This window comes from Pseudomonas sp. B21-012 (assembly GCF_024749305.1).
Classification (GTDB): domain Bacteria; phylum Pseudomonadota; class Gammaproteobacteria; order Pseudomonadales; family Pseudomonadaceae; genus Aquipseudomonas.
Genome location: NZ_CP087197.1, coordinates 3,513,095 through 3,539,727, shown reverse-complemented (window position 1 = coordinate 3,539,727; position 26,633 = coordinate 3,513,095). Strand labels below are relative to the sequence as shown.

Below are 26,633 nucleotides of genomic sequence, written 5' to 3'. Positions count from 1 at the left end.
GTTAGCCGGAACCGGCCTTGAGCGTCATCGCTTCGCTGCGCAGCCATTTGAGCACCAGGGCAAAGGCCAGGCTGGCCAGCGCAGTCATGCCGGCCAGGGGCCCGGCGCTGCCATCGGAGAGCTGGCCGATGACCAGGCTGCAGAGCGCAGTGAAGGCCATCTGGATGAAAAAGAAAAACCCCGAGGCGCTGCCGGCGATGGCCGCATAAGGCTGCAGCACCGCCCACTGGCAGGCCGGAATGGCCAGGCCCACCGAGAGCATGATCAGCAGCATCGGCAGGACGATCGCCAGCAGCGCGTCGGGCCACAGCCGGGTGGCGAGCATCAGCAGCAGCGCGCCAGCCAGGTTGAGCACCAGGGCCTGGCCGAGCAAGGCATCGGCACTGTAGCGGCCACTGCGCCGGCGAAACAGCTGCGAGCCTACCAGGTAGCCGCCGACGGTGACGGCGAACACCGCGGCGTACTGCGCCGAACTCAGGCCCAGGCGACGTTGCAGCAGGGGCGAGGACTCGGCGATGAACGGGAAGTAGGTGCAGTAAACGCAGGCAATCGCCAGTGAATAGCGCATGAAGTAGCCGTCACCGAGCAGGCGCAGGTAGACCTTCAGCACCGGTTGCTGACGCAGCCCGTCCACTTGCGGCGGGCGGGTTTCCGGCAGGCGCAGGGCGATCAGCAGCAGGCTCAGGGCAGCGCTCAAGGTCAGCAGCAGGAAGATCCAGCGCCAGCCCAGGCCGGTTTCGATCAGGCTGCCCAGCACGGGCGCGATCATCGGCGACAGCGCCATGCCCATCGACAGGTAGCCGAGCAACTGGCCCTGTTGCTGGCGGTCGAAGTGATCGCGCACCATCACCCGGCCAATCACCGCCCCGCAGCAACCGCCCAGGGCCTGGAACAGGCGCGCGGCAATCAGCACCTCGACACTGCTGGCCAGGCTGCAGGCCAGGCTTGCCAGCAGGTAAATCGTGCCGCCGAGCAGCAACAGCGGGCGGCGGCCAAAACGGTCGCACAGCGGGCCGCTGATCAGCATGCTCAGGGCGTAGCCGAGCATGTACAGGGTCAGGGTCAGGTGCAACTGAGCGTCGCTGGCGTGCAGGGCGATGGCGATGTCGGGCAGGGCGGGCAGGTAGATGTCCAGGGCCACCCGCGGCAGGCAGACAATCATCAGCAGCAATAGAAGCCAGGTTCGCGGGCCGGGCGAGGAGGGGGTGGGCATTGAACGGTTCCTTGTGATCGATGCGCAGACCTTAGCGGCCAATGTGGTTTAATCGGCAGCGCCATTAAGAACAAACCTGATTGGACCACTATGCGCACAGGCAAAGCCGCCATCGCCCTCGATCTCCCGCTGCCCACGGCATTGGCCCAGGGCAAGCAGCAAGGCGCCTATGCCGCCCTGCGCGATGCGATCCTCGACAAGCGCCTGGCGGCCGGCAGCCGCTTGCCCTCGACGCGCACCCTGGCCGAGCGTTGGCAGCTGTCGCGGGGCACCCTGGAGCTGGTGTTCGAGCGTCTGCGCGATGAGGGCTATGTCAACCGGGTGGCCGGCTCCGGTACCCGGGTGTGTGCAGTGGTGCCTGACGCCTTTATCGCTGCTGGCAGTGAGCCGGCAGCGGCGCCGGCGTGCCAGCCGCTCAGCGCACCGAGCACGGCCAGCGGCACCGGTGTGCAGGTGGGTGTGCCGTTTGTCGCGCGCCTGGCCGACCCGGCGCTGTTCCCGCTCAAGGCCTGGTCCCAGGCGCTGGCCAAGGCCCTGGCGACAGCGCCGGCAGCCTTGCTCAGCTCGCCGGATGCGGCCGGGCTGCCGGCCCTGCGCGAGCAGATCGCCGACTACCTGCGCCGCTATCGCGGCATCCGCTGCACTGCCCAGGACCTGATCGTCACCAGCGGCATCCGCCAGTGCATCGACCTGTTGGCGCGCAGTGTGATCCGCCCGGGCGACAAGGCCTGCGTCGAAGACCCCGGCTACCGCACCGCCAGGTCGCTGTTTGCGCGGGCCGGGGCGCAGGTGGTGGCAGTGCCGGTAACCGCCGAGGGCATCGACGCGCAAGCGCTTGAGCATCACCTGGATGCCCGCCTGGCCTGCGTGACCCCGGCGCACCAGTCGCCGCTGGGCGTGACCCTGTCGGTGTCGCGGCGGCTGATGTTGCTGGACTGGGCCACGCGTGCCGAGGCGTGGATCGTCGAAGACGACTACGACAGCGAATTCAACTACAACAACGCACCGCTGCCGGCGCTCAAGGCGCTGGATCACGGCGACCGGGTGATCTACTGCGGCAGTTTCAACAAGACCCTGTTCGCCGGCCTGCGCGTGGGTTTCATGCTGGTGCCGGCGAGCCTGCGCGCGCCGTTGCTGGCGACCCTGCAGGGCACCGGCGGTGCGGTCGGGGTTACCGAGCAACTGGGCCTGGCCGAGTACCTGGCCAATGGCAGCTTCGTACGCTACCTGAGGCAGGCGCGCCAGGCCTATCAGCAGCGCCGCGACCTGCTGCTCGCCTGCCTGGCCGAGCATGCGCCGGGCTGTTACGAGGTCAGCGGCCAGCAAGCCGGTTTGCACTTTGTCCTGTGGTTGCCGGCAGGGGCGGATGAGCAGGATTTTTGCCAGCGCGCCGCCGACCAGGGCCTGCAACTGCAACCGATCGGCAGCTTCTGCCAGCAGGTGCAACTGCGGCCTGCGGTGATGATCGGCTTCACCGCCCTGAGCGATGCGCAGCTGCGTTTTGCCGGGCGCAAACTGGCGGCATTGCTGTACGAGGTTTCTTAATCGGCGGGTAACCGGCATGCTAGGCTTTGTACGAAAAGTGCCTGCGCGACGATCATGCTGCGTTGAAAACAGGCTCGGAATGCTCATTTACAACTCGTAAACTCCGCTTCCTCGCCTGTTTTCGCCTTGCCTGATCGCCGCTCGGCGACTTTTCGTACAAACCCTAGGGCCACGCTATTCCCAAGGCCACTAAAGGAACCTGCGATGACCTGGTCAGCTGCGCAATACAGCACCTTCGAGAACGAACGCACGCGCCCGGTGCGCGACCTGGTGGCGGCGCTGCCCAACCACACCGTCGCCAGCGCGGTCGACCTTGGCTGCGGCCCGGGCAACTCCACGCAAGTGCTCGCCAGCCGCTATCCCGAGGCGCAGGTGACCGGCCTGGACAGCAGCGAAGACATGATCGCCGCCGCCCGCCAGCGTTTGCCGCAGCTGGCCTTCGAAGTGGCTGATATCGCTAGCTGGAGCGCCGCACAGGGTGTCGATGTGATCCTCGCCAACGCCTCGCTGCAATGGCTGCCCGACCACGCGCTGCTGTACCCGCAGCTGGTACGTCAACTGACGGCCGGTGGTAGCCTGGCGATCCAGACCCCGGACAACCTCGACGAACCGGCCCACCGGCAGCTTCGCGAGATCGCCAAACTGGGTAGCTGGGCCGGCAAGGTCGGTGATCTGCAGTTGCCGCCACGGCACACCGCTGCCTATTACTACGATGTGCTCAGCCCCCATTGCCGGCGCGTGGACGTCTGGCGCACCACTTATTACCACCCGCTGGCAGGCGGCGCGCCGGCGGTAGTGGAGTGGTTCAAGGGCTCGGCATTGCGGCCGTATCTGGCGGCGCTGGATGCCCAGGAGCAGGCAGATTTTCTGCAGTACTACCTGCAGGCGATGGAGCAGGCGTATCCGCCTGCCGCCGATGGCACGGTGCTGTTGCCGTTTCCGCGCCTGTTTATCGTTGCTACACGCTAGGCAATGCGCTGCTGACGCCGCGCCTGCCACTGGCGCATTACGCGCAGGTAGACCAGGCCGTTGACCAGCACCACCACCGAGCCGAGCACCAGCTGGATGCCAGGCGTCAGCCCCGCCGGGTAGATGATCGGCCAAATGTAGTGCTCGATGAAGCCGCCTTCATAACCGGCCAGGCCCGAGGCCTGGCGCAGGCGGTTTTCCCACTCGGTGAGCGGGCAGGTGAGGTGAAAGAACTCCACGGCCATGCCCCAGCTCATCGCCGGCAGATGCCACCACATCGCACCGCGCCATTTGAGCACCAGCAAACCGCCAAACAGCACGAAGACAATGAACAACAAGTGAAACAGCACCAGACCATCGGCGCCCAGGCGGTAAAGCATGACGATTCCTTCCTCGCGGGGATATTCCTGTAACCGTCATGATATAGGCATTCGCGGGATGGCACGATTGCCATGATCAGTCTGGCCGAGGCATGCTTGAGCCTTTCTGCCCGCGGAGCCCGCCATGGAAGCCTCGACCCTGCTGCTCTACGTTATCGCCGCCAGCGCGGTGATGATCACCCCCGGCCCGGCGATGCTCCTGGCCCTGAACAATGGCGCTTCCCACGGCATGCGCGTGGCCGGTTTCGGCATGGCCGGGGCGATGCTCTCCGACCTGGTGTTGATTGCGGCGGTGGGCTGTGGCCTGGGGGCGTTGCTGCAGGCTTCGGAGCAGCTGTTCAGCGTGGTCAAGTGGGTGGGCGCGGTGTACCTGCTGTACCTGGCCTGGGTGCTCTGGCGGGCGCCGAGCGGGGCCTTGCAACGTAGTACGGTGAGCGCTGGCGCCACGGGGCGTTCGGCCTTCTTGCGGGCCTTGTTCGTCGGCTTGTCCAACCCCAAGGGCTTGCTGTTCTTCTCGGCGTTCCTGCCGCAGTTCATTCGCCCCGAGCAACCGGTGGCCGAGCAGTACCTGGTGCTGGCGATCACCAGCGCGGCGATCGACGGGCTGATGATGGCCGTCTACGCCTATGGCGGGCGGCACGCCATGCGGCGCTTTTCGGCGCGCACCATGCAGTGGATCAACCGCAGTTGCGCCGGCATGCTGGCGGCGCTGGCAGTGGGCTTGAGCCTGTACCGGCGCAGTGATCTACGCTGAAACCGCGGTACCCCACTTGAACCGAATCTACAGGAACCACCATGAATGGACTCACGGTAGTGAGCGCTCAGGCGTTGTGGCGCGAGCTGCTCAGTGGCGCAGGTATTGAACTGAAGCTGAAGCGGCGTCCGGGGCGTGATGTACAGTTTGACCATCAGGTACAGCAGGCGCTGCTGGCGTCGGTACCTTCACTGGTTGCTCACCCATCGGTGGAGGCCCTGTTGAAGGCAGATGCGCGCAGTGGTTTGGCTCAGGTCAGCGTCGAGACCTTGCTGGTGGCCGTACTGACCTCCCAGCGCGATTTCGGTGTGATGATGAAGGATATCCTGCAGACCTTGGCCCTGGCTGAGGCGCAGGGGCAGCAGCCGCTGAGCGTGTCTTTTCGCTTCAAGAATGTGAGCAATCCTATCAAGTCGACGCTGGAGGCATTTCGTCAGAGTGTTGAGCGGCTGGAAAGGGTATTGGTTTCGCGGTATGAGTTAGCTTCGGCCGTTCAGCTCTGGGAATTAAGGAATAGCTTGAAATCGTTTGTGCCGGGAGTCGGCAGCACGAAATGCGAGGGGTTTCCCCAGGTGCTGCCTATGCCGGCTACTCAGCATGCCGAATTTGATCATGTAGTGCTGCGTCTTGCGCAATTGCTGAATGATCTTAGAAGCTGGTGTGGGAGCATGGCTTCAAGCAGGGATGGTCTAATGGCCTCTCGGTTGCCCAGCTTGTCAGAAGTGGATCGTGCACGGATCTCGGCAACCCACGATCAGGTAGATGCCGGAATCGAGTTCTACCTCAGGTCGATTGTCGAGGGAGTCCGCCAGGGCAGGCTCGCCCCCCAGGATATTGTGGCGAGCGTCACACCAACACTCGACGCACTGACAACACGCGAGCAATGGGTCGATCGCACCCGCAAGGAGTTGCTTGACCTGCTCAACCTGCCGTTATGGCGCAAGCGCCACGAGCTCTATTCCGTATGGGTTGGCAGCGTTCTGCTGCAAACTGCAGCGCGGCGTACCGAAAGCCTGCAATTCCATCCCGATGCAAATGGGGTCTTGTCTTTCGCGTTTGGGGGTAGCCGGCTGGCGTCTTACCAGTGGCAGGGTGAGCAGTATGATGTCTGGGCAGAGTTGCGCTCCGACCTGGTAGGGACCAGTAAAAAACGCAAAGTCGGTATTCAACCGGACTTTCGCATCCTGCGCGTCGATTCTGCCGGCGACCGTAACAGCAACACCCGTTTTGTCCTTGAGTGCAAACATTACCTGAACGCCAGCCGCGGCAACTTTACCGTTGCCGCCGATGACTATGCGCGCAGTTGTCCGCAGGCGGATGTGTTCGTGGTCAATCACGGTCCGGCAGATCACGCCGCTCTTGTGGCGGCCAATGAAGTCCTGGCAGTCAGCCGCATTCGTTACATCGGCGAAGCGACTGCAGAAATGGAGCGTCTACAGCCGAAGCTGGCCACCCAGATCGAAAACGCACTATTCGTTGAAACGCTTGACGTTGCTGCACCAACACTAACAAAAGACACTGGCCCTGAACTTACAAACGGCCGGGCAGGAAAAGTATGCCTGAGCTGGAGCGCCGCACTCGGAGATCTGGATGTCGCCCTGAACATGCCGCAGGCGTCGCTCAATGAACAGCCAAGCGTGAGTTACGCAAACAGGGGCGATCTGGAAAGGTCGCCTTACGCCCGTCTTGTCCAGGATGTAATGACGGGCCCGGGAATGGAGGTCATCGATATCTCTTTTTGGTACTACAGGCGCTACGATATCGTGGTAACCAACTATTCCAAGGTTGGCGAGCTCACCGCCGAACATGTCTGCTGCACAGTCACACTGGGCACGAATGTACACACGTTTTATCCCAAGCCTGTTCAGCTCGAAGCCAACCGGTGGCAGGTTGGCCGAATTGAGCTGATCAACGGCAAACCTACGCTGTTTGAGTTCGAGCCCGAGTAGCCTTGTGAGCAAGGCGACCTTGGCGCTTTGCAACGCCAAGGTCGTAACCTTATGCCTCAGGACGCTTCGCGATAGGGGTTGCGCGGGTCATGCAGCCAGTCGAGGAACGGCTTGCCAGTGTCCTGCGGGACCATCTCGATGCAGTCCTGCACCGGGCAGGTGATCTGGCACAGGTTGCAGCCCACGCATTCGGCGTCGATCACCTCGTAGCGGTGGCTGCCGTCGGTCTGCTTGAGGTTGGCGATGGCCTGGTGCGAGGTGTCTTCGCAGGCGATGTGGCAGCGCCCGCAACCGATGCACGCCGCCTGGTCGATCCTGGCCACCACCTGGTAGTTGATGTCCAGGTACTTCCAGTCGGTGGTGTGGCCCACGGCGCGGCCCTGGAACTCCTTGAGGCTACGGTAGCCCTGGCTGTCCATCCAGCGCGAGAGGCCGTCCTTCATCTCGTCGACGATGCGAAAGCCATGCAGCATCGCCGCCGTGCACACCTGCACCGCGCCGCAGCCGAGGGCGACGAACTCGGCGGCGTCACGCCAGCTGCCGATGCCGCCAATACCGCAGATCGGCAGGCCGTGGGTGGCCGGGTCGCGGGCGATTTCGGCAACCATGTTCAGGGCGATCGGCTTGACCGCCGAGCCGCAATAGCCGCCATGGGTGCTCATGTCGCCGACAATGGGGTGGGCAACCATGCGTTCGAGGTCGACGCTGGTGATCGAGTTGATGGTGTTGATCAGCGACACCGCGTCGGCGCCACCACGATGGGCGGCGCGGGCCGACTGGCGGATGTCGGTGATGTTCGGTGTCAGCTTGACGATCACCGGCAGCGAGCAGTACGTCTTGCACCAGCGCGTGACCTGTTCGACGTACTCCGGCACCTGGCCGACCGCCGCGCCCATGCCGCGTTCGGGCATGCCGTGGGGGCAGCCGAAGTTGAGCTCGATGCCGTCGGCGCCAGTGGCTTCGACCAGCGGCAAAATGGCTTTCCAGGATTCTTCGACGCAGGGCACCATCAGCGAGACGATCAGTGCGCGGTCTGGCCAGTCCTTTTTCACCTGGGTGATTTCGCGCAGGTTGATTTCCAGCGAACGGTCGGTGATCAGCTCGATGTTGTTGATGCCCATGACCTCGCGGTTGGCCCCGTAATGCGCCGAGTAACGCGACGAGACGTTGACTGCGGCGGGGTCTTCGCCCAGGGTTTTCCAGACCACGCCACCCCAGCCGGCCTGGTAGGCACGGACCACGTTGTAAGCCTTGTCGGTGGGCGGTGCGGAGGCCAGCCAGAACGGGTTGGGCGCCTTGATGCCAGCGAATTCGATCGACAGGTCAGCCATTATGCAGCCTCCACATTGAGCATCAGGTGCGCATGCATGGCCTCGGCGGCCAGCTTGCCGTGCTGCACGGCCTGGACGGTAAGGTCCTGGCCGAGCTGGGTGCAGTCGCCGCCGGCGTATACGCCGGGCAGGCTGGTACGCAGCTGCTCGTCGACGCGAATGCGCTCGCCCTCGCGGGCCAGCTGCTGGCCGCTGCTGTCGCTCAGGGCACCACCATCGAAGGCTTGGCCGATGGCTTTGAAGATCGCGTCGGCAGCCAGTTCGAAGGTCTCGCCGGTTGGCTGCAGGCGGCCATCGCTCAAGTGCGTGCGGGCAAAGCGCATGCCGCGCACCCGGCCCTGATCGTCGAGCAGCACTTGTTCGGGCTGGGCCCAGGTCAGCAGGCGTACCTGGTTGTCCTTGGCGATGTGTTGCTCGTGCGCGGTGGCGCCCATGTCCTCGACGCCACGGCGGTACACCAGGTTGACGTCGCGGGCACCGAGGCGGGCCATTTGCACGGCCATGTCGATGGCGGTATTGCCGGCGCCGAGGACGATGCAACGGTCGGCCACCGGCAAGGCGGTAAGGTCATCGGCCTGGCGCAGTTCGCGGATGAACTCGGTGGCGGCGAGCATGCCCGGCGCTGTCTCGTTGGCCAGGCCTAGCTGGCGCACGGCATTCAGGCCCAGGCCGAGGAACACCGCGTCGAACTGCTGTTGCAGCTCGGCCAGGCTGAGGTTGTCGCCCAGCACCTGGCCGTGACGAATCTCGATGCCGCCGATCTGCAGGACAAAGTCCAGCTCGCGCTGGGCGAAATCGTCGACCAGCTTGTACTTGGCGATCCCGTATTCATTGAGGCCGCCGGCTTTGTCCCGGGCTTCGAAGATCACCACGTCATGGCCGTGCCAGGCCAGGCGGTGGGCGCACGACAGCCCCGCCGGGCCGGCGCCGACCACGGCAATGCGTTTGCCGGTGCTGGCGGCGCGCTGGAACGGGTGTTGGGCAAATTCGGCATGGTCCACGGCATAGCGCTGCAACAGGCCGATCAGCACCGGCGCGCACTCTTGGTGGTTGTTGCGCACGCAGGCCTGCTGGCAGAGGATCTCGGTGGGGCACACCCGCGCGCAACTGCCGCCGAGGATGTTGGCCGAGAGAATCTTCTGCGCCGCGCCCTGGACGTTCTCCTGGTGGATGTTGCGGATGAACGAAGGGATGTCGATCTCGCTGGGGCAGGCGTTGACGCAAGGCGCGTCGTAGCAATACAGGCAGCGTGAGGCTTCCAGCGCGGCCTGGCGGGCGTTCAACGCTGGCGCCAGGTCGCTGAAGTGTTCGGCGAGGGTGGCGTTGCTTTCGGAAGGTCGGGGGAGGTGGTTGAGGGAATCGATCACGGTGGGTTCCTCATTTTTTTATTTTTTTTGGGGAAGGCTTTGCCTTCCATCGCGGGTCAAGTCGAGGCGTCGCACCGCCGCTCCCACATGTGGGAGCGGGCTTGACCCGCGATGCTCTTCAGCGCTTAACGGCGACCGGCCGGGAATGCTCGGCCCGCTTGCTGAGCAGGTCGAACACCGCCGGGTACGCCGGCCGTTCGATGTAGCGCCCGGCGCCGCGCTCGGCGCGCAGGTCGCCGTTGGCCCAGACCAGCTTGCCCTGGCTGAGGGTGTGGCTGGGGATGCCGCGCACGGTCTTGCCTTCGAAGATGTTGAAGTCCACCTGCTGATGGTGCGTGGCCGCCGAGATGGTCCGTGTGCCTTGCGGGTCCCAGAGCACCAGGTCGGCGTCGGCACCGACGCGCAGGGCGCCCTTGCGCGGGAACAGGTTGAAGATCTTCGCGGTGTTGGTCGAAGTCAGGGCGACAAAGTCCTGCATCGACAACTTGCCGCTGTTGACCCCTTCGTCCCACAGCACTGCCATGCGGTCCTCAATGCCGGCAGTACCGTTGGGGATGCGGCTGAAGTCGTCGCGCCCGGCGGCTTTCTGTTCGGCGCAGAAGCAGCAATGGTCGGTGGCGGTGGTGTGCAGGTTGCCCGATTGCAGGCCGTGCCACAGCGCCTCCTGGTGGCCGTCCTGGCGCGGGCGGAACGGCGGGCTCATGACGTAACCGGCGGCGGTTTGCCAGTCGGGGTGGCGGTAGACGCTGTCATCCAGCAGCAGGTGCCCGGCCAGCACTTCGCCGTAGACCTGCAGACCCTTGTTGCGCGCGTAGGTGATTTCATCCAGGGCTTCGCGGGTCGAAACATGCACCAGGTACAGCGGCGTGCCGAGGGTTTCAGCGATGCGAATGGCGCGGCTGGCGGCTTCGCCTTCAACCTGCGAGGGCCTTGATAGCGGGTGCGCTTCCGGCCCGGTAATGCCCTGGGCCATCAGTTTGCGCTGCAGGTGATAGACCAGCTCGCCGTTCTCGGCATGCACGGTCGGCACCGCGCCGAGCTCCAGGCAGCGCTCGAAGCTGGCGACCAGGGTGTCGTCGGCGGCCATGATCGCGTTCTTGTAGGCCATGAAGTGCTTGAAGCTGTTGACCCCGTGCAGGCGCACCAGCTCGCCCATCTCCTCGCGCACCTGCTCGCTCCACCAGGTCACGGCGACGTGAAAGCCGTAGTCGCTGGCCGACTTCTCGGCCCAGCCACGCCACTGGTGGAAGGCTTCGAGCAAGGACTGCTGCGGGTTGGGAATCACGAAGTCGATGATCGAGGTGGTACCGCCGGCCAGGCCCGCGGCAGTGCCGCTGTAGAAGTCTTCGCTGGCCACGGTGCCCATGAAGGGCAGTTGCATGTGGGTGTGCGGGTCGATGCCGCCGGGCATCAGGTACTGGCCGCTGCCGTCGAGCACTTCACAGCCGGCTGGCACCTCAAGGTCAGGGCCGATGGCCTTGATCACGCCGTCGGCACACAAGACATCGGCGCGGTAGCTTTCTTCATGGGTAATCAGGGTGGCGCCACGAATCATAAGCGTCATCAGATGCTCCTCGCAGGCTTGACCGGTTGTTACCGGTTCTAGGTTTTGTACTTTTTTCAGCGTAGGCGAAAACCTGTCATCGCTGTCAGGAAATGAATCTAGTCGGCGATTTCGGATAGGGCAAATATTTATTTTATATGCATATAACAAGGTTAACTTACTGATTTATAAGAGTTATATGATTTGAGTGGTGCTGAGGGAAAACGACCAGTGGTCCTGTCGTTCTTGACAGGTTGTAGAAATGGTCAAGATTTCTCATGGGCAACCGTGATTGCCCACATGCCCGTGCAATGCAACCAACTCCCAAAAACACAACAACAGTGGAGCGGCCATGCAGCAGACCAGATCGCAGGTGAGCGAACGCGACGGCTTGTTCGAACTCGACGCCGGCAGCGACGTCCTCGACAGCCCCAGGTATAACCACGACATCGCCCCGACCAAGGTGCACGAGCGCACCTGGAACAAATGGCACATCACCGCGCTGTGGGTCGGCATGTCGATCTGCGTGCCGACCTATACCCTGGGCGGCGTGCTCACCGCCTATTTTGGCCTGACCGTGGGCGAGGCGCTGCTGGCGATTTTGCTGGCCAACACCGTGGTATTGATCCCGCTGACCTTGAACGCTTTTCCCGGTACCAAGTACGGCATTCCCTTTCCGGTGCTGCTGCGTTCGTCCTTCGGCATCATCGGCTCCAACGTACCGTGCCTGATCCGCGCCCTGGTGGCTTGCGGCTGGTTCGGCATCCAGACGATGTTCGGCGGCCTGGCCATTCACCTGTTTCTCGGCTCGCTGTCGGCGGACTGGAAAGCCCTCGGCGGCACCGGCGAGGTGATCGGCTTCATGCTGTTCTGGTGCCTGAACCTGTGGGTGGTGCTGCGCGGCGCCGAGTCGATCAAATGGCTGGAAACCCTGTCGGCGCCGCTGCTGGTGCTGGTGGGAGCGGGGCTGCTGGTGTGGGCCTTGCCCAACGTCTCGATCAGCGAGTTGATGGCCCAGCCGCCCAAGCGCCCCGAGGGTGTCAGCGTCTATGGCTACTTCTTTGCCGGGCTCACTGCGATGGTCGGTTTCTGGGCCACCCTGTCGCTGAACATCCCCGATTTCAGCCGTTACGCCAAAAGCCAGAAGGACCAGATCCTCGGGCAGATCTTCGGCCTGCCACTGACCATGTTCCTGTTCGCCGCCCTCGGCGTGGTGCTGACCGCAGCCTCTGCCTCGCTGGTGGGCGAAACCGTGTCCGACCCGGTCAGCCTCATTGGCCATATCCAGAGCCCGATGTGGGTGGCGCTGGCCATGGCCCTGATCATCATCGCCACGCTGTCGACCAACACCGCAGCCAATATCGTCTCGCCGACCAATGACTTCCAGAACCTGGCGCCCAAATGGATCGGCCGCACCACGGCGGTGCTGCTCACCGGCCTGGTGGGCTTGCTGCTGATGGGCCATGAGCTGCTGAAAAAGCTCGGCTGGATCGTCAGCGACGTCAGCCTGGAGAGCGTCTATTCCAATTGGCTGCTGGGCTATTCGAGCCTGCTCGGGCCGATAGCCGGGATTATGGTGGTCGACTACTTCATCACCCGCAAACAGACCCTGGACCTCGCCGGCCTGTACCGCGACGACGTCTACCCGGCCTGGAACGCCGCTGGCTTCATTGCCTTCGGCGTGCCGGTGGCGCTGACCCTGCTGTCGCTGCACAGCAGCGCCTTCAGCTGGTTCTACGACTTTGGCTGGTTCACCGGCTCTGCCCTGGGCGGGCTGATCTACTACGCCCTCGGTAGCTTCAGGGCCGCCCGCACGGCCAACCTCAAACCCACCGTGTAAGCCCATGGCCCGCAGAGGCCAGGCACGTGATGCAGGAGACGCACATGCAAACCGCTCAGGATGTTCTGCAATCGACCCAACGGCATATCAACGGCGAACGCCTGTGGCAGTCGCTGATGGAGCTGGCCCGGCTTGGTGCCACGGTCAAGGGTGGCGTTTGCCGGCTGGCTTTGACCGACCTCGATCGCCAGGCCCGCGACCTGTTCGTCAAATGGAGCGAAGAGGCCGGCTGCACCGTCAGCATTGATGGCGTCGGCAACATCTTCGCCCGCCGCCCGGGGCGCAACCCGCAATTGCCGCCGGTGATGACCGGCAGCCATATCGATACCCAGCCCACCGGTGGCAAGTTCGATGGCTGCTTTGGCGTGCTGGCCGGGCTGGAAGTGCTGCGCACCCTCAACGACCTCAAGGTCGAAACCGAAGCGCCGCTGGAAGTGGTGGTGTGGACCAACGAAGAGGGCTCGCGCTTTGCCCCGTGCATGATGGGCTCGGGGGTGTTTGCCGAAAAATTCACCCTGGCCCAGACCCTGGCCAAGACCGACGCCGACGGCATCAGCGTCGGTGAGGCGCTTAACGCCATTGGTTATGCCGGGCCGCGGGCGGTCAGTGGTCATCCGGTGGGCGCCTATTTCGAAGCGCATATCGAGCAGGGGCCGATTCTTGAAGACCAGCACAAGACCATCGGCGTGGTGCTTGGCGCGCTCGGGCAGAAGTGGTTCGACCTGACCCTGCGCGGCGTCGAGGCCCACGCCGGGCCAACGCCGATGCACCTGCGCAAGGACGCCCTGGTCGGCGCCAGCGCGGTGGTGGCGGCGGTCAACCGCGTGGCTCTGGAGCACCAGCCCCATGCCTGCGGCACGGTCGGTTGCCTGCAGGCTTATCCCGGCTCGCGCAACGTCATTCCTGGCGAGGTGCGCATGACCCTGGATTTCCGGCATCTGGAGCCGGCGCGGCTCGACTCGATGATCGCCCAGGTCAAGGATGTGATCAGCAGCACCTGCCAGCAGCATGGGCTGACCTACAGCCTGACGCCGACCGCAGACTTTCCACCGCTGTACTTCGATGAGGGTTGCGTGCAGGCGGTGCGCAGCGCAGCCCAGGGCCTGGGGTTGTCGCACATGGATATCGTCAGTGGCGCCGGGCATGATGCGATCTTCGTCGCCGAACTGGGCCCGGCGGGGATGATCTTCGTCCCCTGCGAGGGCGGCATCAGCCACAACGAAATCGAGAATGCCGCGCCGCAAGACCTGGCCGATGGCTGCGCGGTGCTGTTGCGCTCGATGTTAGCGGCGGCCCAGGCGGTGGCGCAGGGCAGGGAGGCGGCTTAGGCCCTGATCGCGGGGCAAGCCCGCTCCTACTGTAGGAGCGGGCTTGCCCCGCGATGGGACTAAAGGCTGTCCTGTACCATCTGCAAAAACGTCGCCACCAGCCGCCGTGAGCTCTGCTCGCGCAAGCACACCAGGGTCTCGGTCAAACGCCGCTGGCAATCGACAATCGGCAACGCACACACCCGCGCATCGGCGCCGAACTCGGCGGCCGACACCACGCCCACGCCAATCCCCACCACCACCGCCTCGCGCGCAGCTTCGCGGCCTTCGACCTGGATCGCCGCGCGGATGCGCAGGCCGGCGCGGGCCATTTCTTCTTCCAGGGTCTGGCGGGTGACCGAACCCGGCTCGCGCAGCACGATCGGCGTGTCATCGAGGTCGGCCAGGCTGATCGAACCACGGCTGGCCCAGGGGTGGTTGTGCGAGACGAAGGCCACCATCGGGTCGCTGCGCAGCGGCACGCACAGCAGCCGGTCATCATCAACGTCGCGGCCGAGCAGGGCCAGGTCGGCCTGGTAGTTGAACAGCCGCAGCAGCGACTCGTCGGTATTGCCGGTCTCGACCTTGACGCTGATCCCCGGGTACTGCTGGCAGAAGCGCGCAATCTGCGGCAGCACGTGCACCGGCGCATCCACCGCCAGCACCAGGGTGCCGGTCTGCAAGGCGCGCGAGTCTTGCAGCAGCTCATGGGCTTCGGCCTCGCAGACGAACAGGCGCTGGGTGATCGCCAGTAAGCGCTCACCCAGGTCGGTCAGTTGCACCGAACGCTTGTTGCGGTGAAACAGCAAAACCCCGAAGCGTTCTTCGAGTTTACGCACCTGGTCGGAGATCGCCGGCTGGGTCAGGAACAACCGCTCGGCGGCGCGGGTGAAGCTGCCGTGCAGGGCAACTGCGTGAAAAGCCTTCAACTGAGCGTGGGACACCGACATCGCAGCACCTGTTACAAGCTGAGCTTATTTGTGAAATACGATAAATCGATTTTATTTATCAGTCAGTAATTGTTTCTATCTGAGCAGGTGACGGGTTCGACCGGCCGTCACGCAGTGCGCAACACAACAACAAGACAGGCGTTTTTTTCAAATTCTGCCGGCACACTCAGCTCTCGAGGTCAGATCCCACCATGAACAAACACGTTGCAGATATCAAACGTTGGCGCGTGCAGATTTTTGCCATCACCTGGCTGGCCTACGCCGCGTTCTACTTCACCCGCAAAGCCTTTTCGGTGGCCAAGCTCGGCATCGCCGAAGACCCAAGCTTTACCCTCGACAAGATGGCCATGGCCAACCTCGACGCCATCTACCTGACTGCCTACGCATTCGGGCAATTTACCTGGGGCATGCTCGCCGACCGCTTCGGCCCGCGGGTGGTGGTGCTCGGCGGCCTGGTGATTTCTGCCGCCGCTGCCGTGGTGATGGGCAGTTACGCGACCTTCCCGATCTTTGCTACCTGCATGCTGGTCCAGGGCCTGGCGCAATCGACCGGCTGGGCCGGGCTGTGCAAGAACATCGGCAGCTTCTTCCCCTCGTCCCAGCGCGGGCGGGTACTGGGGCTGTGGAGTTCATGCTATGCCTTTGGCGGCCTGGTGGCCTCGCCGTTTGCTGGCTGGTGGGCCTACACGCTGATCGGCAGCTGGCACGCGGCGTTCATCTCCAGCGCGGCGGTGGTGGCAGTGGTGGCGGTGCTGTTCTTCATCTTCCAGCGCAACAAGCCTGAAGACGTCGGTTTGCCGGCGGTGGAGCCCGAGCCTGAAAGCATGCTGCCGGGCTCGACGATCTGCAGCATCTGGGCGCCGTTGCGCGAGATCCTGCGCAACCGCACGGTGCTGACCCTGGGCCTGGCGTACTTTCTGTTAAAACCGGCGCGCTACGCGATTTTGCTCTGGGGGCCGGTGATTGTCTTCGAACAGATGCCCTCGGTGGGCAAGGTTGGCGCGGCGATCATCCCCACTGCCTTCGAGCTGGCCGGCCTGCTCGGCCCGATCATGATCGGCCTGGCTTCGGACAAACTCTTCGGCGCCCGGCGCATGCCGGCCTGCGTGATCAGCCTGGTGGTGCTGACCGTGGTGCTCGGGCTGTTCATGGCCGCCCTGCATACCGGCAGCGTATTGCTGGTGGTGGCCTTGCTGTTTGTCATGGGCCTGACCCTGTACGGGCCAGACTCGATGATCAGCGGCGCCGCGGCCATCGACTTCGGCACCGCCAAGGCCGGCGCCACTGCCGCAGGCTTCGTCAACGGCTGCGGTTCGGTCGGGGCGATTCTCGGCGGCCTGCTGCCGGGCTATTTCGACAGTGTCACGGTGTTCATTGTCTTTGCAGGCTGCGCGCTGTTCTCCGCCCTGGTGCTGCTGCCGCACTGGAACAGCCGCCCGGCCAGCCCCGAACACACCCCGGCCGTTGCCCCCAACACGGCCATGGCAATCAAACCGCTGCGTACTTGAACCCATAAGGAAACCGACATGAGACCGTTCTGGCTGCAACAGGCGCTGGACCAGGAAGTTGCACCCGCGTGCCCGCCGCTGGCGGCTGATACCGACTGCCAGGTGTGCATCGTCGGTGGCGGCTACACCGGCCTGTGGACGGCGCTCATGCTCAAGGAGCACAACCCGGCGCTGGATGTGGTGCTGATCGAGGCCGATATCTGCGGCGCCGGCGCCAGTGGGCGCAACGGCGGCTGTGCGCTGTCGTGGTCGGCCAAGTACTTCACCCTCGAACGGCTGTTCGGGGTGGAGGAGGCGGTACGCCTGGTCAAGGCTTCGGAGCAGAGCATCTACGCCATCGGCGAGTTCTGCCAGGCCCATGGCATCAACGCCGACTACCGCCTGGACGGCACCTTGTACACGGCCACCAATCGCGCCCAGGTCGGCGCCACCGATGGCGTGATTGCAGCGCTTGAGCGCCAGGGCATCAACTCGTTCCGGCGCCTGGCGGTTGCGCAGGTGCAGCGTCTGGCAGGCTCGACCAAGCACCTGGAGGGCTGGTTCTCGCCGGCCGCTGCCACGGTACAGCCGGGCAAGCTGGTGCGCGGGCTGCGCCGGATCGCTTTGCAAAAGGGCGTGCGCATCTATGAAGGCACGGCCATGAGCGGTTTGCAGCAAGGGCCGCAGGCGCTGGTCGAAACCGCCCGTGGCAACATCCGCGCCGGTCGCGTGGTGCTGGCCCTCAACGCCTGGATGGCGCGGGCCTTCCCGCAGTTCGAGCGCAGCGTGGCGATCGTCTCCAGCGACATGATCATCACCGAGCCGCAACCGCAGTTGCTCGAACAGATCGGCCTGACCAGCGGCATCAGCGTGCTCGATTCGCGGATCTTCGTGCATTACTACCACAACACCAGCGATGGCCGGCTGATGCTCGGCAAGGGCGGCAATACCTTCGCCTATGGCGGGCGGATGCTGCCGGTGTTCGACCAGCCTTCGCCCTATGAGCCGTTGCTGCGCCGCAGCCTTGGCGAGTTCTTCCCGGCCCTGGCCCAGGTGCCGGTTGCCGCGACCTGGAACGGGCCGTCGGATCGTTCGGTGACCGGCTTGCCGTTTTTTGGCCGGCTCAATGGCCAGGGCAATGTGTTTTACGGCTTTGGCTACTCGGGCAGCGGCGTCGGCCCCTGCCACATGGGCGGGCAGATCCTTTCGTCGCTGGCCCTGGGCCTGGACAACCCATGGACCCGCTCGCCGCTGGTCAACGGCCCGCTGGGCTACTTCCCGCCGGAGCCGATCCGCTACCTGGGCTCGCTGATGGTGCGCAATGCCATCCGTCGCAAGGAGCAGGCCGAAGACAACGGCCGCCGCCCGCGCCACCTTGACGTGCGCCTGGCGCGTTTTGCCGCTGCTGCGGGCAAGGCCGACAAGGGCTGAAGGGTTTTTTTGTCGATGGCCTGCGGAGCGTATAAACTGCTTGCCACTTTGGCCGGTCGCTACCTGAACCGGCACCTGAAACAAGAGAGTCGAGATGGGCGCACAGTGGAAAGCCAAGCATAGAGAAGTCGCAGCCAACGCCAAAGGCAAGATCATGGGCAAGCTGTCCAAAGAGATCCAGATCGCTGCCAAGTCCGGCGCCGACCCGGACATGAACCCGCGCCTGCGCCTGGCCATCGAGCAAGCCAAAAAGGCATCGATGACCCGCGAGACCCTTGAGCGTGCCATCCGCAAGGGTGCCGGCCTGGACGGCGATGCGGTGCAGTACACCGCCGTCACCTACGAAGGCTTTGCCCCGCACCAGGTGCCGCTGATCGTCGAGTGCCTGACCGACAACGTCAACCGCACCGTGGCGCAAATCCGCGTACTGTTCCGCAAGGGCCAGCTGGGCGCTTCCGGTTCGGTGGCCTGGGACTTCAACCACGTCGGCCTGATCGAAGCCACGCCGGCCAGCCCTGACGCTGACCCGGAAATGGCCGCCATCGAAGCCGGCGCCCAGGATTTTGCCGAAGGCGAAGAAGAGGGCGCGACCCTGTTCATCACCGACACCACCGACCTCGACGCCGTGCAGAAAGCCCTGCCGGGTCAAGGCTTCACCGTGGTCTCGGCAAAAATCGGCTACACCCCGAAAAACCCGGTCAGCACCCTGAGCGATGAGCAGATGGCAGAGGTTGAAGCCTTCCTGGAAGCCATCGACGATAACGATGACGTGCAGAACGTCTATGTAGGTCTGGCGGGTTGATGTAAACCTTCCGCTCCCACAGGTACATTGTGGGAGCGGCGGTGCGACGCCTCGACTTGACCCGCGATTCAGACACCGCGAAGCCGCTGACAAACCTCGGCAAACCCCGGACGCAGCATCACCTCATCCCGTACACACTCGCGCTGCACCCCCCGCAACACCTCGCAATCGCCCTCGCAACACGCCAGCAACTCCCCCAGCAACACCCCGAACGCCAGCACCTCGATCCGCTGTAGCGCTTCAGTCGCCACGCTGCCATCCAGCGGATGGAACGACGCCGCGCCAAAATCCCCCAGCAAGCAGTCGCCATGCTCGCCACACAGCACGTTGTGCGCATACAGGTCGCCATGGGTGATGCCGTGCCCGTGCAAATGCGCGCCTACCGCTGCAATGGCAGCGGCCAGGCGCCGCACGCTGGCAAGGCGCAAACGCCGCTCGGGCGGATAGCAGTCGCGGGTGCATGAATCCAGGCTCGGCGGCCCGGCGAGGTTGAACCAGCTCGGCTCGATCAACTGCATCACCAGCGCCGGCAGTTGCTGCGGGTGGTTGTCGATGCGCCCGGCCAGGCGCACCAGTTGCGGGTGATCGCCGGCGGCAATGCAGGCACTCATTTCGTTGAGCGGCAAGCCGTCGCTGGTGATCTCGCCCTTGTACAGCTTGACCGCCACCGGTGCGCTCTGCTGCTGCCAGCGGGCCTGGTGAATGACCCCGGACGCGCCCTGGCCCAATACCTGTTCAAGGTCGATCTGCTGCCAGTCAATCACCTGGCAATGGCCAGGATCTTGCGGTGTGCAGTAGCCCGCCGTCATGGGGTTACCGGCGTAGGCCAGCCAGGCCAGGCGCGGCATCTGCAGCAACCAGTCGGGCAGGGCCGGCAGCCGGTTGGCCGACAGGCGCAGCAGTTCAAGCCTGGTGCAGCGCGCAAGGCTTGCCGGCAGTTCGCGCAGGCGGTTGCCGGCAAGCATCAGCTTTTGCAGGTGCGGGCAATCGCCCAGGGCTTCGGGCAGGGTTTCGATGCAGTTGTCGGTCAGCACCAGGGCCCGCAGCCGTGGTGGCAGCGCCGCGCCGCTGACCTGCTCGATCTGGTTGCTCTTGAAACCGACCATTTCCAGCATCGGGCACTGGCCGATGCCTTCGGGCAGGTGGCGAAAGCGGTTTTGCGAGCAGAACAGCACCTTGAGCTGGTGCAGCCGGCCCAGGTCCTCGGGCAGGTCGCTTAGGTTGTTACCGGTCAGGTTGAGTACCTGCAGGCTGTCGGCCAGGTCGAAAATTTCCCGGGGGAAGTGCTCCAGCCCGCAGGCCAGGTCGAGGCGGGTAATGCCCGCCAGACGGCCGGCTTTGAGGTCTTCAAGGGTATGCATGGGGTTGGCGGCAGGCTCGTAAATAAACGCCGGTCATCATACCGGCAAGATGCGACTTAAGTCCCATGGCAGACTGGCAACTGCGGTCCATACTCGAAGCTCGCCCTTTATTAATAACAACAAGTTCAGGGTTCTACATTCGATGACATACCAGCACAGCTACGCCCGCTCCATCGCCGATCCTGCCGAATTCTGGGCCGAACAGGCCGACCACCTGGCCTGGTACCGCAAGCCCCTGCAAACCCTTGTTGAAAATGCCGATGGCAGCCACCAGTGGTTCGCCGACGGCCGTCTCAACAGCTGTTACCTGGCCCTCGACCATCAGATCGAACAGGGCCGTGGCGAGCAGATCGCACTGATTTACGACTCGCCGGTAACCGGCAGCCAGCAGCAGTTCAGCTACAACCAGCTGCGCGATGAAGTGGCGCGCCTGGCCGGCTTGCTGCGCGAACTTGGGGTCAAGAAGGGCGACGGGGTGATCATCTACATGCCCATGGTGCCCCAAGCGGCCATGGCCATGCTCGCCTGTGCGCGCATCGGTGCGGTGCATTCGGTGGTGTTTGGTGGTTTTGCCGCCAACGAGCTGGCGCTGCGCATCGACGATGCCCGGCCCACCCTGCTGCTGACTGCTTCGTGCGGGCTGGAATTCGACCGGGTCATCGACTACAAGCCGCTGGTGGATCGCGCCTTGCAGATGGCCAAACACCAGCCGCGCCAGGTGCTGGTGCTGCAACGTCCGCAAGCCAGCGCAACCCTGGTCGAGGGCCGCGACCTCGACTGGCTCGAAGCGGTGGCCACGGCCAGAGCAGTGGCGCCGGTGGAACTGGCCGCCGCTGACCCGCTGTACATCATGTATACCTCGGGCACAACCGGCAAACCCAAGGGGATCGTGCGCGAAAACGGCGGCAACGCCGTGGCCCTGAGTTTTGCCATGCGCCACATCTATGGCATGCAGGCGGGCGACGTGTGGTGGGGGATTTCCGACGTTGGCTGGGTGGTTGGCCATTCGCTGATCGTCTACGGGCCGCTGATGAATGGCTGCACCACGGTGTTCTACGAAGGCAAGCCGATCCGCACCCCGGATGCCGGCGCCTACTGGCGGGTGGTCGAGCAGTACCGGGTCAACGGCCTGTTCTGCGCGCCCACCGCCATGCGCGCGATCCGCAAGGAAGACCCCGACGGCGAATTGCTGCGCCGCTATGACCTGAGCTCCCTGCGCCAGCTGTTTCTGGCCGGCGAGAAGCTTGATTCCAGCACCCATCAATGGCTGGAGGCGACCAGCGGCAAGACCGTCCACGACCACTGGTGGCAGACCGAAACCGGCTGGCCGGTGACCGCACCGTGCGTGGGTATGGAGGGCAGTGCAGCGCGGCCGGGCTCGAGCAACCGGGCGGTGCCGGGCTACAACGTACAGGTGCTGGATGATGACGGGCATCTGCTCGGCGCCAACCAGCAAGGCTCGATCGTCATTGCCTTGCCGCTGCCGCCTGGCTGCAGCCAGACCTTGTGGGGCGACCACCAGCGCTACCTGGATGCCTACCTGAAGACCTACCCCGGCTATTACCACACCGGCGACGGCGGCTATCTGGATGAAGACGGTTTCGTCTACATCATGGGCCGCACCGACGACGTCATCAACGTCTCCGGCCATCGCCTGTCTACCGGCGAGATGGAAGACCTGGTGGCCCGCCATCCGGCGGTGGCCGAATGCGCGGTGATCGGCGTGCACGACGAGATCAAGGGCCAGGTGCCGCTGGCGCTGGTGGTGCTCAAGGACGGCCAGGACATTGCCCAGGCGCAGTTGCAGAGCGAGCTGGTGGCCAGCGTGCGCGAGCAGATTGGTGCGCTGGCCTGTTTCAACCAGGTGCGGGTGGTCAAGCGCCTGCCCAAGACCCGCTCGGGCAAGATCCTGCGCGCAGTGCTGCGCAAGATTGCCGACCAGCAGCCGTATACACCGCCTTCGACCCTGGATGATCCGGCGGTGTTGGTGGAGATTGAAGCGGTGTTGGCGAGCCTGGCGCGGGTTGGGTAAGGCTTTCATCGCGGGTCAAGCCCGCTCCCACAGATCTCAGACGCCAGCCTGGCGCAACTGCCCCAACCGGCTACGGGTGCGGGCCAGGTCGCTGGCGCTGCCGCCCAGGCTTGCGGCCAGCGGCAGGCTGCCGATCAGCACCAGGTGCTTGTCCTGGTCGTAGAGCACGTCCACCAGGTTGACGAAGCGCTGCTGGGCGGCAATCGAGCAGTCTTCAAGGTTCGGCAGGCAGTCGATGATCCAGTGGTCAAAACGCCGCGCCAGCTCCAGGTAGTCGATCACCGCGGTGGGTTGCTCGCACAGCTCGACAAAATCAAACCCCACGGTGCGCTGCTCGCTCAGGCGGGCGCGCAGGGTGCGCTTGCCTACCTCCAGTAAAACCGGCGCGTCACCCGGCTCGGGCAACTGCAGGGCCTGGCGCTGTTCGCGGCTGCCCGGCCACAGGTAATGGCCCTGGGTAAAGCGCTGCTGGCCAGCCGCGCCGGGCAGGCTGCGAAAGTCTTGCTCGCCGCCGACTTCCAGCACTTGCATGCGGCTGTTGATCAGGCGGATCACCGGCTCGAAACGCTGGTGATACAGCGGGTTGGGCAGCAAGCCTTGCGGCGCGTAGTTGGAGGTTACCAGGAGAAAAATCCGCCGCTCGAACAAGGCCTGAAATAACCGGGTGATGAGCATGGCATCGCCGATGTCATGCACGTGGAACTCGTCGAAACACAGCACCTGGCAGTCGTCGAGCAACTCATCCAGGGTGCAGGCCAGGGCGTCGTCCTGCTGGCGATGATCAAACATGCCCTGGTGCAGGCGGGCGAAAAAGTCATGAAAGTGCAGGCGGCGCTTGCGCGCCTGGGGCAGGGCCTGGAAGAAACCGTCGAGCAGCCAGCTTTTGCCGCGCCCGACCGCGCCGTACAGGTACAGGCTGCGCGCCTGGCCGCTCTCAATTTGCGCTGCCTGGGCCGCCATATGTTCGATGACCCGCAGCTGGCCGGCGCTCAGGGTGTAGCCGCGGGCTTGGGCCTTGGCGGCAAAATGCTGACGAACGGTCGCCGCCACGCTGTTGTCTTCGGCCACCGGCGTGCGTAAGCGACGCCAGGCGCGCAACGGCGAACGTATCCAGGAAGGGGGCAGGGCAGGCAAACCGGGCTCCTCGGGGCAACGGCACTCAAGGGCCAGCTTGAGCGAGGGCGGCTAATTTAACCAATATGAATAAGGCCGGCCAGCGATCTCTGAACGGGATAAGTGATGGCTTCTATCGCGGGGCAAGCCCGATCCTACAGATAGATCTTGTACGGGGCTTATACATTTCCCTGCAAACTGGCAGGTTTTTCCTTCACTGCTACCCTCAAGGTCAGATCACTCCTGCGTTGAAGGATGACAAGGTGAAGGGACGCTCTTTGGCGACGCTGCTCGGGCTGAGCATGGCCAGCACGGCAGGCGCCGCCGATTTCATGGTTGAAGTCAAAGTGCAAGTGGAGCGCGGCTGCCTGCTCATCCACCAGCCCCGCGATGCCGGCGCCCAGGCCCTGGGCGTGCTTGACTTCGGCAGTACGGCGCGGCTGGACGACCCGGCCGGCCCGCTCAGCAGCCAGTTGCTCGCGCTACGCCCGCCACGCCTGGAATGCAACCCCGACACCGCTTACCAGGTGCAGGTCGATGGTGGCCAGCACGGCGGCATCGGCGAGGTGCGTTACCTGGCCAGCAACCAGCCTGCGGCGAAACCCATACCCTACCGATTGTACCAGGACCCGGCCTGGCGCCTGCCGCTGCCGGTCAATGTTGCCCAGCATGCGCGGGTGCCCGATTCGGGCTCGGTGGCGCTGCCGTTGTATGCGCGTATCGAGCGCCTGGCCGAAGTGCCGGCGGTGGGGCGTTATTCGGACCTGCTCAAAGTCACCGTCACCTGGTAACCGGGGCGGCGCCTGCTAAAGGAACTGGCAGTATGAAAGGGATAATGCTGTTGACGCTTGGCCCGCTGCTGTTGCTCAGCCCCGATGCTTTCGCGGCCATGAGCGGGCATATCCAGGCGCGCCTGGTGATCAGCAGCGCCTGCCAGATTAGCGGCGGGCCGGGCACCCTGGAAACCCCCGGCGGCGGTGTACTGGATTTTGGCAGCCAGGGCCCGAGCTGGACCAACCCGCTGCGTTCCGGCATCGAAGAGGCCACCGGTGACGGCAGCCTGCAGGTGCGCTGCAACCCGGCGGTGCGCGCCTTTACCGTGAGCATCAACGGCGGTGCCAACGGTGATGGCGCCACCCGGCGCCTAAGCAATGGCCGCGAGCTGATCCCCTATGAGCTGTCTGCCGACCCGTCGGGCCGGGCCCGTTACAACATCGGCCAGACCCGCAACTTTTCGGTCAGCAGCGCCGCGCAGATTCCGATTCCAATCTACGGTGCAGTAGTCGCCCATCCCAAGGCGCTACCGGCCGGCATTTACCGCGACACCCTGATGGTGACCCTGGACTGGTAATACGCAAGGAGTGACTCATGCACCCGAACCTCTCACGCTTGATTTTCGCAGGCCTAGGCCTGGCGCTCGCCACCCAGGCCCAGGCGGCCACGGTAACCGGCAACATCACCGCCACCCTGACGCTGATCGCCAGTTGCCAGGTCAACGGGGGCGGCGGTGCCAGCGGCCTGAACTTCGGTACGCTGAACTTCGGTACCCAGGAAGCGCTGTTCACCACTGCCGGCGGGCAGGTGCTGGGCGGCGGCGGTGGCGCCATGAGCATCCTCTGCTCGAGCGGCACGGTGCCGGTGATCAAGGTGCGTGCCGGCGCCCACGACAGCCAGTCGCCCGGCGGCAGCCGCGCGCTCTACGACGGCGTGGCCAACTACGTGCCGTATGACTTCTACACCGATTCAGGGCATACCCAACTGCTGGTCATCGACGGCACCATCACCTTGCCGACCAGTACCGGCGTGGCCCAGACGGTCAACCTGTATGGCCAGGCCAAGGGCAAGGCGGGCCTGCCAGCCGGGGTGTACACCGACACGGTGGCGGTCGAGCTGAGCTTCTGAACCGTGCCCCGCACCTGGTCCGGGCTGCTGGCCATGGTTGCCTGCTGCCTGCCGCTGCCGTTGGCGGCGGTCACCACCAGCACTTTCCAGGTCAGCGCCACGGTGGCGGCCGGCTGCCTGGTGGTGGGCGGCGTGAGCAACTACGGCAACCTCAATTTCGGCAGCTATTCGGCGCTGTCGACCAGCAGCGTCACCACCGCCCTGGGCGGCACCACGGTGACCCTGCAATGCACGCCGGGAGTGAGCTTGAGCATGAGCGTCGATGCCGGGCTGAACAGCGCCAGCGGCACGCGCAACCTCAAGCGCAGCAGCGGCACCTCGCTGGTGGCCTACCAATTGTTTCGCGACGCCGGCTTCAGCCAGAGCCTGGGCATCAACCAGAGCGTGGCGGTGAGCTACAGCGATCCGAGCACGATCAAGTTGCCGGTTTACGCCCGGGCTCAGTTGACCGGCAACCTGCCGGCCGGCAGTTACACCGATGTGGTGCAGGTGGTGCTGACCTTTTGAACGGCGCCGCCGGATGAATATGACAATAAGGAGAGTGTGCATGGAAGTAGGCGCCGGCAGTTCGCGCTTGAGCTACACCCTGTTGAGCTGTGCCCTGGCGCTGTTGTGCAGTGCGCCGTTGCAGGCCGCCACCTCGGTACTGATCTGGCCGATCGATCCGGTGCTGGAGGCCAATCAGAAAGCCGGCGCGCTGTGGCTGGAGAACCGTGGCGATGCGCCGGCCAACCTGCAGGTGCGGGTGTTCGCCTGGCGCCAGGGCGAGTTCGACGACCAGTACCAGGCCCAGCGCGAGATTATCGGCAGCCCGCCAGTGGCCAATATCGCCCCGGGGCAAAAGCAGCTGATTCGCCTGACCCGCACCGGCAGCTCGCCGGTGGGCCAGGAGCAGGCCTACCGGATCATCATCGATGAAATTCCCCCGGCCTTGCCGGCCGCGGCCAGCGCCGACAAGGCCCAGGCGGCGATCCGTTTCCAGATGCGTTATTCGGTGCCGCTGTTCGTCTATGGCGAAGGCTTGTGGGGCAAGCCTGACCCCAGTGGCCAGCGCGGTGACAGTGCGGTGGGCAAGCCGTTGCTGAGCTGGCGTCAGGTCTCTGTACAAGGCAAGCCCTATGTGGAAATCCGCAACAGCGGCCCGGTGCACGCGCGCCTGACTGACGTGGTGCTGCAGCAGGGCAGCCAGAGCCGGCCGCTGGTGGAGGGTTTGCTCGGCTATGTGCTGCCCGGCGCCAGCATGCGCTGGCCGGCGCCGCAGCCGCTGGGCGCCGCTTCAGTGCTCAAGGGCCGGGTCAATGGCCAGGAGCCTGCGCAAACCCTGAGCCAGGGGCAATGAACGACAGCTAGCAGCACT

23 protein-coding genes are annotated in these 26,633 nt (G+C 64.5%); 15 read left to right on the top strand and 8 right to left on the bottom strand.

The genetic code is table 11. The annotated features are described in order from the left end of the window. Position 1: 1 nt before the first annotated feature. A complete protein-coding gene (locus LOY37_RS15990; protein ID WP_258715232.1) occupies positions 2-1,213 on the bottom strand; it encodes a multidrug effflux MFS transporter in 1,212 nt (403 codons plus the stop codon). Positions 1,214-1,303: 90 nt separating this feature from the next. Here LOY37_RS15990 and LOY37_RS15985 point away from each other — a divergent pair, with 90 nt between their 5' ends. Beyond that, a complete protein-coding gene (locus tag LOY37_RS15985; RefSeq protein WP_258715231.1) occupies positions 1,304-2,758 on the top strand; it encodes a PLP-dependent aminotransferase family protein in 1,455 nt (484 codons plus the stop codon). Between the two features lie 204 nt (positions 2,759-2,962). Beyond that, entirely contained in the window at positions 2,963-3,727 is a 765-nt protein-coding gene (gene tam / locus LOY37_RS15980; RefSeq protein WP_258715230.1) for a trans-aconitate 2-methyltransferase, read from the top strand. Here the strand turns inward: tam and LOY37_RS15975 are convergent. Continuing rightward, entirely contained in the window at positions 3,724-4,107 is a 384-nt protein-coding gene (locus LOY37_RS15975; RefSeq protein WP_258715229.1) for a DUF2784 domain-containing protein, read from the bottom strand. The two genes, tam and LOY37_RS15975, sit on opposite strands and share 4 nt — an antisense overlap. 124 nt (positions 4,108-4,231) lie before the next feature. On the opposite strand from LOY37_RS15975, the gene LOY37_RS15970 reads away from it, so the two are divergent. Together LOY37_RS15970 and LOY37_RS15965 are read left to right on the top strand one after the other, a co-directional pair. Beyond that, positions 4,232-4,861, top strand: coding sequence for a LysE family translocator (locus tag LOY37_RS15970; RefSeq protein WP_093381613.1), 630 nt, complete (start codon positions 4,232-4,234; stop codon positions 4,859-4,861). Between the two features lie 41 nt (positions 4,862-4,902). Next, complete coding sequence (locus LOY37_RS15965; RefSeq protein ID WP_258715228.1) at positions 4,903-6,810, top strand: hypothetical protein; 1,908 nt, start codon at positions 4,903-4,905, stop codon at positions 6,808-6,810. 56 nt (positions 6,811-6,866) lie between these two features. Here LOY37_RS15965 and preA read toward each other — a convergent pair whose 3' ends face one another. The 3 genes from preA to hydA form a co-directional block, all read right to left on the bottom strand. Then, positions 6,867-8,144, bottom strand: a complete 1,278-nt coding sequence (preA, locus tag LOY37_RS15960; RefSeq protein ID WP_093387493.1) for an NAD-dependent dihydropyrimidine dehydrogenase subunit PreA — start codon at positions 8,142-8,144, stop codon at positions 6,867-6,869. Then, entirely contained in the window at positions 8,141-9,508 is a 1,368-nt protein-coding gene (locus LOY37_RS15955) for an NAD(P)-dependent oxidoreductase (protein ID WP_258715227.1), read from the bottom strand. Before LOY37_RS15955 ends, preA begins: the two co-directional genes overlap by 4 nt. Before the next feature lie 118 nt (positions 9,509-9,626). Then, positions 9,627-11,072, bottom strand: coding sequence for a dihydropyrimidinase (hydA, locus tag LOY37_RS15950; RefSeq protein WP_258607176.1), 1,446 nt, complete (start codon positions 11,070-11,072; stop codon positions 9,627-9,629). Positions 11,073-11,403: 331 nt separating this feature from the next. Between hydA and LOY37_RS15945 the strand changes: the two genes are divergently transcribed. Both LOY37_RS15945 and LOY37_RS15940 read left to right on the top strand, forming a co-directional pair. Further along, positions 11,404-12,891, top strand: a complete 1,488-nt coding sequence (locus LOY37_RS15945) for an NCS1 family nucleobase:cation symporter-1 (RefSeq protein WP_258715226.1) — start codon at positions 11,404-11,406, stop codon at positions 12,889-12,891. A gap of 44 nt (positions 12,892-12,935) precedes the next feature. Then, positions 12,936-14,219, top strand: a complete 1,284-nt coding sequence (locus tag LOY37_RS15940) for a Zn-dependent hydrolase (protein ID WP_258715225.1) — start codon at positions 12,936-12,938, stop codon at positions 14,217-14,219. Between the two features lie 59 nt (positions 14,220-14,278). On the opposite strand, the gene LOY37_RS15935 is transcribed toward LOY37_RS15940, so the two are convergent. Then, positions 14,279-15,148, bottom strand: a complete 870-nt coding sequence (locus LOY37_RS15935; protein ID WP_045194066.1) for a LysR family transcriptional regulator — start codon at positions 15,146-15,148, stop codon at positions 14,279-14,281. Between the two features lie 191 nt (positions 15,149-15,339). Here LOY37_RS15935 and LOY37_RS15930 point away from each other — a divergent pair, with 191 nt between their 5' ends. The 3 genes from LOY37_RS15930 to LOY37_RS15920 all read left to right on the top strand — a co-directional run bounded on the left by LOY37_RS15930 (position 15,340) and on the right by LOY37_RS15920 (position 18,868). Beyond that, on the top strand, positions 15,340-16,656 hold the full coding sequence (locus LOY37_RS15930; RefSeq protein WP_258715224.1) for an MFS transporter: 1,317 nt from the start codon (positions 15,340-15,342) through the stop codon (positions 16,654-16,656). 18 nt (positions 16,657-16,674) lie between these two features. Further along, positions 16,675-18,066, top strand: coding sequence for an FAD-dependent oxidoreductase (locus tag LOY37_RS15925; protein ID WP_258715223.1), 1,392 nt, complete (start codon positions 16,675-16,677; stop codon positions 18,064-18,066). Between the two features lie 94 nt (positions 18,067-18,160). Further along, positions 18,161-18,868: a YebC/PmpR family DNA-binding transcriptional regulator gene (locus tag LOY37_RS15920; protein ID WP_045194063.1), complete on the top strand. Its 708-nt coding sequence runs from the start codon at positions 18,161-18,163 to the stop codon at positions 18,866-18,868. A 68-nt stretch (positions 18,869-18,936) separates the two neighbouring features. Here LOY37_RS15920 and LOY37_RS15915 read toward each other — a convergent pair whose 3' ends face one another. Next, positions 18,937-20,229 carry a leucine-rich repeat-containing protein kinase family protein gene (locus tag LOY37_RS15915; RefSeq protein WP_258715222.1) on the bottom strand — a complete coding sequence of 431 codons (1,293 nt, stop codon included), beginning with the start codon at positions 20,227-20,229 and terminating at the stop codon, positions 18,937-18,939. A 142-nt stretch (positions 20,230-20,371) separates the two neighbouring features. Between LOY37_RS15915 and LOY37_RS15910 the strand changes: the two genes are divergently transcribed. Beyond that, entirely contained in the window at positions 20,372-22,261 is a 1,890-nt protein-coding gene (locus LOY37_RS15910; protein WP_258715221.1) for a propionyl-CoA synthetase, read from the top strand. Between the two features lie 36 nt (positions 22,262-22,297). Here the strand turns inward: LOY37_RS15910 and zapE are convergent, their stop codons facing one another. Further along, on the bottom strand, positions 22,298-23,395 hold the full coding sequence (gene zapE, locus LOY37_RS15905; RefSeq protein WP_408980661.1) for a cell division protein ZapE: 1,098 nt from the start codon (positions 23,393-23,395) through the stop codon (positions 22,298-22,300). Between the two features lie 242 nt (positions 23,396-23,637). Between zapE and LOY37_RS15900 the strand changes: the two genes are divergently transcribed. Genes LOY37_RS15900 through LOY37_RS15880 form a run of 5 tightly spaced genes read left to right on the top strand, consistent with a single transcriptional unit; the run spans position 23,638 to position 26,615 of the window. Then, positions 23,638-24,165 (top strand): spore coat U domain-containing protein, encoded by a 528-nt coding sequence (locus LOY37_RS15900; protein ID WP_258715220.1) that lies wholly within the window; start codon positions 23,638-23,640, stop codon positions 24,163-24,165. Positions 24,166-24,197: 32 nt separating this feature from the next. Next, positions 24,198-24,725, top strand: a complete 528-nt coding sequence (locus LOY37_RS15895; RefSeq protein WP_195884420.1) for a spore coat U domain-containing protein — start codon at positions 24,198-24,200, stop codon at positions 24,723-24,725. Positions 24,726-24,742: 17 nt separating this feature from the next. Beyond that, on the top strand, positions 24,743-25,276 hold the full coding sequence (locus LOY37_RS15890; protein ID WP_045194058.1) for a spore coat U domain-containing protein: 534 nt from the start codon (positions 24,743-24,745) through the stop codon (positions 25,274-25,276). 33 nt (positions 25,277-25,309) lie between these two features. Beyond that, the gene (locus LOY37_RS15885) at positions 25,310-25,783 is read left to right on the top strand and encodes a spore coat U domain-containing protein (RefSeq protein WP_258717200.1); all 474 of its coding nucleotides are present in this window, start codon (positions 25,310-25,312) and stop codon (positions 25,781-25,783) included. A 40-nt stretch (positions 25,784-25,823) separates the two neighbouring features. After that, positions 25,824-26,615 carry a molecular chaperone gene (locus LOY37_RS15880; protein ID WP_093381660.1) on the top strand — a complete coding sequence of 264 codons (792 nt, stop codon included), beginning with the start codon at positions 25,824-25,826 and terminating at the stop codon, positions 26,613-26,615. Positions 26,616-26,633: the final 18 nt, after the last annotated feature.